Here is a 13,002-nt window from a genome sequence, read left to right as displayed (position 1 = left end):
CTTAATTAAATGATAATATAAAATTATGTCAAAAGTATGTCTTTTTTTACAATTTTTTGTAAATACATTTTGAATTTCTTGTAAAATTTTAATTCAGTATGAATTAGTTGTGCTAAAACATAAATAAATTATAATTTCTTTATAAGGCTATTTAGAGATATACAATTACTTTGTTTATAAATTTTTTTGAATTTTGCTTTGAGTTTTTTTTCATATTATGGTTAATATTGCCATATTTTATTGTAAATATTTTTCTATTCTATATAATATAATTAAAACTGCGAAAAATTTTGCCAAGGAGGGAAAATGACATCCATATTAATAGCAGACGACAATTTACAATTAGTAAATATATTAAGCGAATACTCTTGCAAAGAGGGTTACAAAGTATATAAAGCCTTTGAAGGTCAACAGGCTCTTGATATATTTGAAAACAACGATATAAGTGTGATACTCTTGGATATTGCAATGCCAAAAAAAGACGGTTTCCAAGTCTGTAAACTCATTAGACAACACTCCAACATACCAATAATTATGATTACAGCCAAAGGCGAAGATTTTGAAAAGATTATGGGCTTGGACTTGGGTGCTGACGATTATATAGTAAAACCATTTTCGCCAGCAGAGGTTATGGCAAGAGTAAGAGCTGTACTGAGGAGACTTGACTCCAACAAAGAATTTGAGTCACAAAAAGATTTTATACATGATGATTTAAAAATTTCCATCAAAAAATTCAGCGTAAAAATCAATGACACAAATATAAATCTTACAAAAAAAGAAATAGAGCTTTTATATGTAATGGCAAGCAGAGCCGGCAGAGTATTTACTAGGGATAATCTACTTGACTTGATTTGGGGCTCTGAATATTTTGGAGATATGAGGATAATCGACTCTCATATAAAAAGGCTACGTTCCAAGCTTGACGCTGTACCACACCCAAGCTGGCAGATAAGCACCGTATGGGGAAAGGGTTATAAATTTGAGGAGTTAAAATGAAAAAAAGCCTTTTTTACCAAATATTTACTAGAATTTATATAATATTGATAATATTTTCCTTGGTGCTATACATGATGTTTATTGTCATTTATGACAAAAACTCAAGAGATGCCAGCAGAAGGCATTTCATACAAAAGGCTGACGCCATTTCCTACACCCTATTGCCTTTTTTTAGAAATCTGCGTTCAGGAGAAAATGACCATCTGACCTACGAAGAAAACCTAGGCTTGGGCAAATATGTAAAATTTATAGAAGAAATCCCTCTTAGCAACATTTGGATAGTAGACGATTACAACAAGACAATCCATGTAGAATTTGGAAAATTTAACATTTCCTATTCCTCTATACCAAAAGATTTAAGACAGCTCATAGATAAATGCTATAAAGACGGCAAAACAGAATTTTTAGAAAAACATAGTCAATCCATTTTTCAAGAAAGCCTAGTCATTGCATCGCCTATAAAAGACACAAATCAGACAATATACGGAGTAACCTTAGTATTCAAAAGAGCAGTATCAATAAACAGCTATATAAAAGAGTCCTCAGCCATACTATTACTTGCAATCTGCGGTTCACTACCCATCGCCTTGATACCATCGCTATTTTTCTCAAATATAATAGTATTACCACTGAAAAAAATAAAAAAAGCAACTGATACCATTATTGATGGAGACTATAGTGCGACAACGGGCGTAGAGCAACAAAATGAAGTGGGCGTACTTGCAAAAAATATTGATGAACTCTCCTATATACTATTGCAGGCTCAAAATGACTCAAATCAGGCAGAATTAACGAGAAAAAGATACATCACAAATATATCCCACGAGCTTAGAACGCCGGTATCTGTTATAAGAGGTAGCTTAGAAACCCTTTGCGACAAAGTAATTACAGACCCAAAAAATATAGAAGAATATCAACAAATCGCACTAAACGAGAGCATACATTTGGAAAGCATGGTCAACGACCTGCTGGAGCTGTCAAGATTACAAAGCCCTGATTATAAAATAGTAAAAGATAAAATAGACCTATGCCAAGTGGTACAAGACGCCGCTAGAATGTGCAGACCACTAGCCAAAAAACTAAATAGAACTATTAAATTAGAAGAAGATATAGCCTATTTTGAAATAAACGCTGACTATAGCAGAATAAGACAAATGTTTATCACCGTACTAGATAATGCAATAAAATTTTCCTACGAAAATACAGACATAACAATAAAAACTCAAAATTTAAGTGATATAATAAAAGTCAGCATAACAAACTACGGCGATGGAATAGACGAAAAAGACCTGCCCTATGTATTTAACGAATACTATATGAGCCTAGATAGGCAAAACTCTACCGGTACTGGACTTGGTCTAGCAATATGTAGCTATATAGCCAAAAAACATGACATAAACATTTACGCCAAGTCCAATAAAAATGATAAAACCAGTTTTTATTTTGAATTTAAAAAATAAATATTGAACAAAATTATAAAAAGTGTTCATAAGGATTTTAAAAATTAAAAATCTATAACCAAAATTTTTAATTCAAAAGCCCATCCGTATCATTTAAATACTAGGATTGGGCTTTTAAATTTTCACTATAACTTATTTTAATTTTTAAAAATTTTAGCAAAAATGAAATTTATATTTCATAATTTAAAAAATTTTTTCTTTTATATTTCAACGTTATAATCAAATTTTGACAGAAAAATTTCATTTTTTTATATTTTTTCGTTTATTATTAAAATCAATGTGTATATATACAATATAAAACAGCACTTAATAAGTACAGTTTTAAAATTAGTTTGTTTAACACATTTTATATATATTATCAATTTGAAATAATTGAAGAAATTTTGGAGGTTGATTATGTTATTAACAGCTCTTATAAATGTAGTATTGTTTGTTGGAATTTATTCTATAGTAAAAAATTCAAAATTTTCTAAATAGTTTATCAAATTTTTAAATTTAAATTTTTTTGGAGGCGTATCATGTTAGCTACTGCTATTGTAAATGTAGTATTATTTGCAGGTGTTTACTCTATAGCTAAAGACTCAAAATCTGCTAGATAATTTTATTACTCAAGAATTTTAGATATTTATTTTTAAAATTTATACATTGATATCATAAAAATAAAATAGACAAAATTTACTGTAAGACTACGGTAGATTTTGTCTATTTTATTTTTGTCTTAATTTAGTATTTTTGCATTCCGACATCATTTTCAATTAAAATTGAATAAAAAATGCTTAAAGTTACAAAATTTGTTGTTTTTTTTCCTCTTTTGATATAGAATGTATTAGTATTGTTTGACATTTTATTCACACTGTTTTACTGGATTTTTACTAAACAGTGCAAAGATAAATTGTACCGACACTTTTTTATTCACGGAGGTAATCATGCAATTAACAACTTTTAAGGGTGGTATACATCCAAAGCATAACAAAGAAAAGACAGAAAATTTACAAGTTGTTACTATCGATGCTCCTGCCACTGTTTACATACCACTTATCCAAAATATTGGTGCTCCATGCAAATCTCTAGTAGCTAAAGGAGATTTTGTCAAGGTTGGTCAAAGGATAGGCGAACCTTTAGGGTTTGTTTCTGCACCAATCCATTCATCAGTTTCCGGCAAAGTAATTGATGTCAAGGAAATGGTAGTTAACACTGGAAATAGAGCTGTATGTGTAGTAATTGAAAACGATGGTAATTACGAAGTCGACCCTAGTATTAAGCCATACGGTACTGTCGATGAACTTTCTGCTGAAAAACTGTTAGAGGTTGTAAAGGAAATTGGTCTTGTTGGTATGGGTGGGGCAACTTTCCCTACTCATGTAAAGCTAAAAATTCCTGAAGGAAAGACAGTTGATACAGCCATATTAAATGGTGCAGAATGTGAACCATATTTAACCTGTGACCATAGGTTAATGCTAGAAGAAACTCAGGACGTTGTAGATGGTCTAAGAGCTATATTAAAAATTCTAGGCATACAAAACGGTTACATAGGTATTGAGGACAACAAGCCTGAATGTATATCAAAAATGACGGATGCGGTGAAAAAATATCCAAACATCAAGGTCATCACTCTAAAAACTAAATACCCTCAAGGTGCAGAAAAACAGCTTATCAATGTATGTACCGGCAAGGAAGTGCCATCAGGCGGCTTGCCAGCAGATGCAGGTGTTGTTGTGGATAACGTAGCAACTGCCGCTCAGATTGCAAAATCTCTTCGTACAGGTATGCCTCTTATAGACAGAGTATGTACAGTTACCGGTGGCGGAGTAAACAATCCGGGAAACTTTAGATTTAGAATTGGCACTTTGTATAGTGACATAGTAGAAATGACCGGCGGATTTAAAGACGATTTAGCAAAAGTAATTTCAGGTGGTCCGATGATGGGCGTAGCTCTAGCTAGAACTGATGTTCCTGCTAATAAAGGTACATCAGGAATACTATGTTTCACATCAGAAGAGGCAAAAATTGGAGAAACACAAAACTGCATGAGATGTGCAAAGTGTGTTAGTGTATGTCCTGTTTCTTTAGAGCCATTATATATCAGTGCATATTCTTTAAGAGAAAATTTTGAAAAAGCTGAAGAATATCATGCTATCGACTGTATAGAATGTGGCTCTTGCTCATTTATATGTCCATCAAAAAGACCTTTATTACAATCAATAAGAGTAGCAAAGGCTCAGATACAAGCAGCTCGCAGAAGAGAGCAAGCTAAACAACAAGCCGCTCAGGCAAAATAAATAAGGGGGAAAATATGGAAAAACCAAATTTAACCATAGCCTCATCTCCTCATATAAGGTCTAGTGAAAGTGTGCAGTCCGTAATGAGAGATGTGCTTATTGCTCTTGCCCCTGCGGCAATTGCAAGCATTTACTTTTTTAGAACTGGTGCAATCATAAATATTATATCTAGTATTGTTGGTGCAGTTTTAGCTGAGTATTTAATGCAAAAAATTTTAAAAAAACCGATTACTATCAATGATTTATCAGCAGTAGTTACAGGTCTATTACTTGCATTTAACGTACCTGCATCTGCTCCATGGTGGATGACATTTGTTGGCGGATTTTTTGCAATAGCTGTAGCTAAGCAATTATTTGGCGGCTTGGGTATGAATTTTATGAACCCTGCACTAGTTGCAAGAGCATTATTACTCGCTTCTTGGCCAGTACAAATGACAGCTTGGACACTACCTATTACAAAATCTGTAGATATAGTTTCTACATCTACTCCACTAGCTTTTATAAAACAATCTGATGTTGTACAAAGAACCGGTATCATGGATATGTTCCTTGGAAACATACCTGGCAGCTTGGGAGAAACAAGTGCTTTACTTCTAATATTAGGCGGAATTTACCTAATTTATAGAGGCGTTATAACATATGTAATACCTGCTGTATATATACTTACAGTTGCAATATTAGCTTATGCGTTCTCAGGATTTGATTCCTCCATGATAATGTATAACGTATTTGGTGGCGGCTTAATGCTTGGGGCATTTTTTATGGCTACAGATTATGCTACTTCACCACTTACAGTTAAAGGACAGATTATTTACGCATTTGGATGTGGACTGCTCACCTCAGTTATCAGGTACTTTGGTGGATATCCTGAAGGTGTTTCTTACTCAATCCTACTTATGAACGTATGTACTCCTCTTATCGAAAGACAAGTAAGACCTAGAGTTTTTGGGGAGGTAAAGAAAAATGAAAAATAATGAAGTTGTAAAATTTGGATTTATACTTTTTGCTATAACGGCAGTATGTACTGCATTGGTAGCTTATGTATTTACCCTTACTGACCCAATTATCAAACAGCAGCAAATCCAAAAGGATAATGAGGCAAGACAAGCTCTTCTTACAGGAGCAAAAGACTTTAAAGAAGTATACAAGGCAGCAAATGGTGCTGATGAAAAATATGACCCTGCTATAAAAGAAATCTATGAGGCTGTAGATGCTTCCGGCAATACAATCGGCTATACAATAAAAACTGCTACAAAGGGTTACGGCGGTGACGTAGAAGTTACTACAGGTATAGCAACTGATGACAAAATAGCCGGTATAAGAATGGGTTCTATGAGTGAAACCCCAGGTCTTGGAGCAAAAGCCGCTTTAGAACCATTTTATGGTCAATATACAGACAAAAAAACTGAAGAACTGAAAGTAGAAAAAAATACTGCTACTGCTGATAATAGCATAGTAGCAATATCCGGTGCAACAATTACATCTAATGCTGTAACAAAAGGCGTTAACATCGCTATAGACACTTACAGCAAACTTAAATAATCTAATAAGGAGGAACTAATGGAAGAAAAGAAGAGTTTCTTTGGTGCCCTGAAAAATGGGATAATAGATGAAAACCCAACCTTTGTCCAGGTACTTGGTACTTGCCCAACGCTTGCTACTACTACATCAGCTATAAATGGTCTTGGTATGGGATTGTCAGCAACATTTGTACTTGCTTTCGCAAACCTACTTACATCTATTCTTAGAAAAATAATCCCAAGTAAAATAAGAATACCTATCTTCGTTGTACTAATCGCATCACTAGTTACTGTAGTTCAATTTTGCTTGCAAGCCTTTGTGCCATCTCTCTACGATGCCCTTGGCTTATTTATCCCACTTATAGTTGTTAACTGTATCATACTGGCAAGAGCTGAGGGCTACGCTTACAAAAATCCCCCTCTTCCATCTTTTGGTGATGGTATCGGTAATGGTATAGGCTTTACAATTGCCCTTACTATAATGGGTTCAATCAGAGAATTAATCGGAAACGGTACAATATTTAATCATGATATATTAAATCAATTTGGTTATCAGCCTGCTTTAATAGCAATACTTCCACCAGGAGCATTCCTTGTCTTTGGTGGTCTTATAGCAGCATTTAACAAAATTACAAAAAGAGCATAAGGAGGACTAAATGGCAAAAATAATGTCAATTCTGCTTATCTCAATCCTAGTAGATAACTTTTGTATGTCTAAGTTTTTGGGAATATGTCCTTTCTTAGGTGTCTCTAAAAAAGTTGAAACTGCACTGGGAATGGGTATGGCAGTTACATTCGTTATGGTATTAGCATCTATAATAACTTGGCTTGTTCAATTATTACTTGTTAAGCTACATATAGAGTTCACACAAACAATTGCATTTATCCTAGTTATAGCTGCACTTGTTCAGTTTGTTGAAATGGTAATTCAAAAATCTTCGCCTACACTTTATCAGTCACTAGGTGTATATCTACCACTGATTACTACAAACTGTGCAGTGCTTGGTGTTGCTATATTAAATATTTCTAACGGCTATAATCTTATAGAAACAATATTTAACGGACTAGGTGGTGCTCTAGGTTTCACCCTTGCTATAGTGCTTTTTGCAGGTATAAGAGAAAGATTGGAGCTTTCTGACATACCAAAGTCGTTCCAAGGTTTCCCTATAGCAATGATTTCAGCGGCATTAATGGCAATAGCGTTTTTAGGATTTAGCGGATTAGGCAAATAGGAGGATAAAATGGACATAATTATAAACTCTGTAGTGAGCCTTTCATTAATGGGATTTGTATTTGCAGCCGGTCTAGCTATTGCATCAAAAAAATTCGCTGTAGAAATCGATGAAAGACAAGAAAAAATTACAGAAGTATTACCCGGAGCTAACTGCGGTGGGTGTGGTTTTCCTGGATGTGCCGGTTTGGCAGCAGCCGTAGTAGAGGGCAAAGCTCCTGTAAACGGATGCCCCGTAGGTGGTGCAGCAGTAGCTGCAAAAGTAGCTGCAATTATGGGTGTAGAGGCAGGAGCAGGAGTGCGAAATGTAGCTGTTGTACATTGTAACGGTACAAGTGAAAATGCAGTCGAAAAAGCAAGCTATATCGGTATAGCAGACTGTAGAGCCGCAGTAATTGCTCAAGGTGGCTCAAAAGGCTGCAGATACGGATGTATGGGTCTTGGCACTTGTACAAAAGTATGTAAATTTGACGCTATATACATTGGTACTGATGGCATAGCTCATGTGGATGAGGCAAAATGTACATCATGTAAAAAATGTATAGAGGCTTGCCCTAAGGCAATAATTTCTCTTAAACCTGAAACTCAAAAGGTATATATAAACTGTAGCTCTCATGACAGAGGAAAAGATGTAACTTCTCTTTGTAAAGTAGGCTGCATAGGTTGCGGTATATGTGCTAAAAGTTGCCCATTTGGTGCAATAGAAATGCTCAATAATTTACCTGTAATTGATTACGAAAAATGTAAACAATGCAACATCTGTGTAAATAAATGCCCAACTCACGCTATCAAAGGTAAAGAAATAAAGAAAAAACAGCCGGTAGCTGTCGAAAAGCCAACTGCTGAAGATAAAGTAATAGCTGCTGAAACAAAAGCAGATGCAACTGAACCAGTAGCAGAAAAAGAAATGTAATTATACTTTTAAAAACGGATAAACCCAAAAGGATTTATCCGTTTTTCTTTATAAAAAAGATATTTTAATGTATAATGTATTTATATTTTTTACAAATAGTAGGGGCGAGCTTCGTTCAACTGTAACTTTTAAAAATTTTAATTATATTTTTTTAGATTTTGAACTAATACAAAACTTAAAATCATTCCATTTTTTATAAAAATCAAAGGAGAACACATGAAATACGAAGGAACTGTATATAGACCACCTAGTGAGGCATATAGTCTGATAGTGCAGGCGACAGTCGGCTGTTCACAAAATGAATGCACTTTTTGTGCTATGTATAAGGAGCAAAAATTCCGCATAAGATCTGTCAAAGAAATTAAAGAAGATTTGCTCTATGGCAAAAATCACTACGGCAATCAGGTGCAAAGAATATTTTTAGCCGATGGCGATGCACTGGTGATGAAATATGATGATTTAATGGAAATTCTTTTATATATTGAAAAATTATTTCCAAGATTAGACAGAGTTTCTTTTTATGCCTCACCTGCATCAGTTATGACTAAAACACCTGAGCAGCTAAAAAATCTTGTCACCCATGGAGCGAAATTAGCCTACCTAGGAATAGAGTCAGGCTCAGATAAAGTTTTAAAAGACATCAAAAAGCACGCTACCTCTCAGCAGATAGTAAAAGCCTGTAATATGCTAACAGATGCCGGTTTTGACCTATCTGTTACAGTTATAATGGGTCTTGGCGGGATAAATGATAGCAAAGAACATATAAATGCTACAGCAGAAGTTTTAAATAAAATTAACCCAACTTACCTTGGGCTAATGACACTACTAGTAAAAACCGGCACTGAAATATATGAACAGGTACAAAATAAAGAATTTGAAGAGCTTACTCCAATAGAAATACTTTTTGAAACAAAGGCACTGATAGAAAAGCTGGAGCTTAAAAATACAATTGTTAGGAGCAACCACGTTTCAAATTATGCCCACATAAAAGGTGTTTTGAATAAAGATAAAAAATCAATTTTAAATCAAATTGACGCCGCTTTAAAAAGACATGATTTTGCATATAGCAAACGAATAAGAGATATGTACGCTGTAGAAACCGGTCTTTAATTAAATGTATATGTGACATTATCAAGGGTTATATATTTTTTATATAGCCCTTTGTTAAATATATTTTACAACATATCATGCAAAAATAAAAACCAACATTTTGTGCTTTACATATTGTAATTAAATAAAATAAATATTACTGCAGATAAAAAATCATTTAAGATAATGAAAAAACCTTATATAAATTTTATACTTTGTAAATTTTTACTGAAATTTATATAAAGATAACTAGGCTTAAAGTTTAAAATATTGTAATTTTGGCCAGAAGGTTAACCCTGATTAACAAAAATAAATTTTAAAATAAATTGACAAATCTTATCTATTTATCTATACTAATAATGATAGTCGCTATCGTTTAGCGTTATATAATATAAAGGAGGAAAAATAAATGTAAATACATTTGGCGTTACTATTAGTATTTTGTCTGCTAATTACATCAATTCCATTTAGGAATGCTTTTGCAAATGGACAAAAAGAAGTACCCAAGGAATTGCTTTTGATTTTTCATCAGGATACTTAGAGATAAGATTTAAAAATAATGAGCCTACTGAGAAACAAAAACAATGGATGGAAAATATAAATTCCATACAATTAAACAAACAATATTACTATAAAGAAGGCACCACTACCGGCGATCAAAATTATAGATTTCGAACAGAAAATGGAAAGATCATAATTGAAAACCATGCACTAGTTCTAAAGGACAATCCTATTGAAATTGTATCTAAAGGCTACAAATTTTATAGAGGAACTGGACTTGATGGATACTACAATGTCGATATACCTGTTTCAAATTTTGATGGGGTTTCATCAGACAAGTATTATATTGAATGTTCAGATATAAATGGCTCAGTAACTAGAACAGAGGGATACAGTTTCGATGTAAAAGATGGTGTGAATATAGGATATGTTCAAGATTTTGAAACAGATATTTCTGGATTTGAATTTGGAGGAGAATAATGAATAAAAAGAATTTTTTTGCGACTCTTGTCGCGGCGCTTATTTTTTTCAATGTGATACTAAGCGCAAATGTATTGGCATATGGTGGTCCACAGCTAGATAAAGACGGATATTACACTTTAAAAGAAGGATATTATGGTGCCGATTACTCTATTATTGATAGAGAATATGATTTGGTTCGTCTTGTAAAGAAAGAGAACGGGACTTATAAATATTATAATTATGGTGAAACAGTTAACCTTAAAACCTTGAGTCCAGATAGGGGAAGTTGCCTTAATAGCAGATATGACAAACCGGAAAAAATTATAATCCCTGAAGGTGTTGAAGCTATTATGGACGGTAGCTTTGAGAACATGGGGCTGACTGATGTTAAATTTCCAAATAGCTTGCAATATATTGGATCAAATGCATTTCGAGGCAATGAAATATCTGGCAAAATTTCTCTTCCTAATGTGTGGAAGGTAGATAGCTATGCGTTTGAAAGTAACAAAATTACTGGTATTGATGCACCGAAGCTTGAACTTATTGAGACTAATGCTTTCCAAAACAACATGATTGAGGGCGAGGTTAAATTACCTGAACTTAAGGCTATTAGTTGGAATGGGTTGGCAAACAACAAGAAGATCACTCTAATTGCACCTAAGCTTGAGGTTGTTGGTAAAGATGCATTTGTAGAAACTAAAGTTATAAAGGCTGAATTACCAAAATTAAAATTGGTTGAAGGTGAAGCTAATATTAAAAAATATTATACAACAAAGCAATTTACTGTCGAATGGAAAGCTGAAGGTGATGCAAAGCTTCCGGAACAAAAACCAGTTGTAAAGGTTCATCTCTATGCAAATGGTGATCAAAAGGAAAATTTTGTAAATGTTTCAGATGGTGCAAAAATTGCTGAGTTTAAAGATTTGCCAACTTATTATATCGATCGAACTGAATTTAATTATACTGCAAAAGAGGCATTTAAAGATTCAATCGTTGAACAAGATAAGCCCTTCGAATATGAATCAGAGGGTGTAAAATATACTTTTAGGGTTAATTACGAAGGCGATAAAATTATAAACACAGTTGTAAAATCAGAAGATCCAAAACAAAAGGAAGATGCCAATGCTAAAGTGGATTCTGAAAGACTAAAGAAGGCTAAAGAAGCATTAGATGCCTATATGAAGTCTTTTAATGAAGACGTAGTTGATAATTCTGCTATTGAATATCAAGATAAAAATGTAAAGGGCGATATTAAAAAAGCCATTACAAGGGCAAAGGAATTATTAAAAAAAGGAGATATAAATCAAGCCGAATTAGAGGAAATGGAAAAAATTCCATATAAAAAAGTAAATGGTAAAAAATCAGGTTTATTTAGAGATTTTACTAAGAAAGCCCTAGTAAACTATGAAGTTTTAGGAACAAAAGACCAAGTAAATCCTCATAATGGAAAAAAATATACTGCATTGAAAGACAATACAATTAAAATTGCAAGCACTTTACAAGGTGCAGGTAAAATTGGAAAAAATGACAAGTTTTTCTTTAAGTTAAATTATGTTAAAGAAGAAGACTTTAAGCCAGCAAACCAAGCTACAGGCCTAGATGCTATCAGCACCCCTACTCCAAAATACAAAAAACAAGAAATGCCTATGGAGGACTATGAGGTTAAGTCTGTAGAAGGTGGCTATGAAATAAAAATAAATAAGCTACCAGCAGGTGTGAAAATTATTAAGCCTATTGTCTATGCTAAATTGGCAGACAATACTTATTTTGAGAATGGAACCTTAGTATTTGTGAGTCCAAAAGAAGATCCGGCTACTCCTGGTGGAGAAAGTCCTGATAGGCCAAGTGCTGGCAATAATTCCTATAGAAGATATAGTGCCTATGGTGGGTCTGAGAAGACTAAGCCATCTAAGCCAACTAGCGAAACAAAGGCTCCAGTAGAAATAAAGATGGATTCTAAATTAGTTATCGGTTCAAAGACTCTTGTAGTTACAGTAAATGGTGTTCAAAAAGAAGTGGTAATGGATGTAGACCCATTTATATCTAACAATAGAACTATGCTACCTGTTAGATTTATAGCAGAAGCCTTAGGGTTTGAAGTAGAATGGGACAATACAAACAGAACAGTAATCTTAACAGATAAAGACACAGTAGTTAAAATACCAGTGGATACAAATCAAATAATTGTAAATGGTTCAGTGTTCGAAAGTGACGTAAAACCAATCCTTAAAAACGGTAGGACAATGCTTCCATTCGCAAACATTGCAAGAGCACTAGGACTAGTAGATGGCAAGGACATCATCTGGAATGGGGTTACAAAAGAAGTAATCATTAAAAGAGCTATCTTAAAATAATCCTGGAAGAAAGGCAGGAAAAATATTTAGGCACATGGGGACAAGGACTCTAGCCCAGAAGGAAGTATTATCAGAGTTGAACCGATCTCCATGATTGCCCTCTTGGCGGCAAATAATTTTATGGAAATGAAAGCCCTTTAAAGAAGAAAAAAGAGTAAAAAGTTAAAACTTTACAGGAAATGGATGCAGTAATTGTG

General features: G+C 33.7%; 11 protein-coding genes. All 11 read left to right on the top strand.

Annotated features, from left to right (window positions below; genetic code table 11):
• Positions 1–306 precede the first annotated feature (306 nt).
• The 11 genes from BBG48_RS02900 to BBG48_RS02850 all read left to right on the top strand — a co-directional run bounded on the left by BBG48_RS02900 (position 307) and on the right by BBG48_RS02850 (position 12,805).
• Positions 307–996: a response regulator transcription factor gene (locus tag BBG48_RS02900; RefSeq protein ID WP_068912597.1), complete on the top strand. Its 690-nt coding sequence runs from the start codon at positions 307–309 to the stop codon at positions 994–996.
• The gene (locus tag BBG48_RS02895) at positions 993–2,456 is read left to right on the top strand and encodes a HAMP domain-containing sensor histidine kinase (RefSeq protein ID WP_068912595.1); all 1,464 of its coding nucleotides are present in this window, start codon (positions 993–995) and stop codon (positions 2,454–2,456) included. The genes BBG48_RS02900 and BBG48_RS02895 overlap by 4 nt, the downstream gene beginning before the upstream one ends.
• A 926-nt stretch (positions 2,457–3,382) precedes the next feature.
• Positions 3,383–4,735, top strand: coding sequence for an electron transport complex subunit RsxC (gene rsxC / locus BBG48_RS02890; protein ID WP_068912594.1), 1,353 nt, complete (start codon positions 3,383–3,385; stop codon positions 4,733–4,735).
• Between the two features lie 14 nt (positions 4,736–4,749).
• Positions 4,750–5,709 (top strand): RnfABCDGE type electron transport complex subunit D, encoded by a 960-nt coding sequence (locus BBG48_RS02885; RefSeq protein WP_068912592.1) that lies wholly within the window; start codon positions 4,750–4,752, stop codon positions 5,707–5,709.
• The gene (locus BBG48_RS02880) at positions 5,699–6,277 is read left to right on the top strand and encodes an RnfABCDGE type electron transport complex subunit G (protein WP_068912591.1); all 579 of its coding nucleotides are present in this window, start codon (positions 5,699–5,701) and stop codon (positions 6,275–6,277) included. The genes BBG48_RS02885 and BBG48_RS02880 overlap by 11 nt, the downstream gene beginning before the upstream one ends.
• A gap of 18 nt (positions 6,278–6,295) precedes the next feature.
• Positions 6,296–6,901, top strand: a complete 606-nt coding sequence (gene rsxE / locus BBG48_RS02875; protein ID WP_068912589.1) for an electron transport complex subunit RsxE — start codon at positions 6,296–6,298, stop codon at positions 6,899–6,901.
• A 10-nt stretch (positions 6,902–6,911) separates the two neighbouring features.
• Entirely contained in the window at positions 6,912–7,487 is a 576-nt protein-coding gene (rsxA, locus tag BBG48_RS02870; RefSeq protein WP_068912588.1) for an electron transport complex subunit RsxA, read from the top strand.
• A 9-nt stretch (positions 7,488–7,496) separates the two neighbouring features.
• On the top strand, positions 7,497–8,399 hold the full coding sequence (locus BBG48_RS02865; RefSeq protein WP_068912586.1) for an RnfABCDGE type electron transport complex subunit B: 903 nt from the start codon (positions 7,497–7,499) through the stop codon (positions 8,397–8,399).
• 216 nt (positions 8,400–8,615) lie between these two features.
• On the top strand, positions 8,616–9,509 hold the full coding sequence (locus tag BBG48_RS02860; protein WP_068912584.1) for a radical SAM protein: 894 nt from the start codon (positions 8,616–8,618) through the stop codon (positions 9,507–9,509).
• A gap of 489 nt (positions 9,510–9,998) precedes the next feature.
• On the top strand, positions 9,999–10,469 hold the full coding sequence (locus tag BBG48_RS02855) for a hemoblobin-interacting domain-containing protein (protein ID WP_456297785.1): 471 nt from the start codon (positions 9,999–10,001) through the stop codon (positions 10,467–10,469).
• On the top strand, positions 10,469–12,805 hold the full coding sequence (locus tag BBG48_RS02850; protein ID WP_068912581.1) for a stalk domain-containing protein: 2,337 nt from the start codon (positions 10,469–10,471) through the stop codon (positions 12,803–12,805). The genes BBG48_RS02855 and BBG48_RS02850 overlap by 1 nt, the downstream gene beginning before the upstream one ends.
• Positions 12,806–13,002 lie beyond the last annotated feature (197 nt).

Source organism: Criibacterium bergeronii (genome assembly GCF_001693775.2).
GTDB classification, from domain to species: Bacteria; Bacillota; Clostridia; order Peptostreptococcales; family Filifactoraceae; genus Peptoanaerobacter; species Peptoanaerobacter bergeronii.
This window is presented reverse-complemented; position numbering and strand designations above follow the sequence as displayed.

Excerpts from the sequence above, each read along its gene's own strand:
- BBG48_RS02860 (WP_068912584.1), top strand. The coding sequence starts at position 8,616 with ATGAAATACGAAGGAACTGTATATAGACCACCTAGTGAGGCATATAGT.
- BBG48_RS02880 (WP_068912591.1), top strand. The coding sequence starts at position 5,699 with ATGAAAAATAATGAAGTTGTAAAATTTGGATTTATACTTTTTGCTATA.
- BBG48_RS02850 (WP_068912581.1), top strand. The coding sequence starts at position 10,469 with ATGAATAAAAAGAATTTTTTTGCGACTCTTGTCGCGGCGCTTATTTTT.
- BBG48_RS02900 (WP_068912597.1), top strand. The coding sequence starts at position 307 with ATGACATCCATATTAATAGCAGACGACAATTTACAATTAGTAAATATA.
- BBG48_RS02885 (WP_068912592.1), top strand. The coding sequence starts at position 4,750 with ATGGAAAAACCAAATTTAACCATAGCCTCATCTCCTCATATAAGGTCT.
- rsxA (WP_068912588.1), top strand. The coding sequence starts at position 6,912 with ATGGCAAAAATAATGTCAATTCTGCTTATCTCAATCCTAGTAGATAAC.
- BBG48_RS02865 (WP_068912586.1), top strand. The coding sequence starts at position 7,497 with ATGGACATAATTATAAACTCTGTAGTGAGCCTTTCATTAATGGGATTT.
- BBG48_RS02895 (WP_068912595.1), top strand. The coding sequence starts at position 993 with ATGAAAAAAAGCCTTTTTTACCAAATATTTACTAGAATTTATATAATA.
- rsxE (WP_068912589.1), top strand. The coding sequence starts at position 6,296 with ATGGAAGAAAAGAAGAGTTTCTTTGGTGCCCTGAAAAATGGGATAATA.
- rsxC (WP_068912594.1), top strand. The coding sequence starts at position 3,383 with ATGCAATTAACAACTTTTAAGGGTGGTATACATCCAAAGCATAACAAA.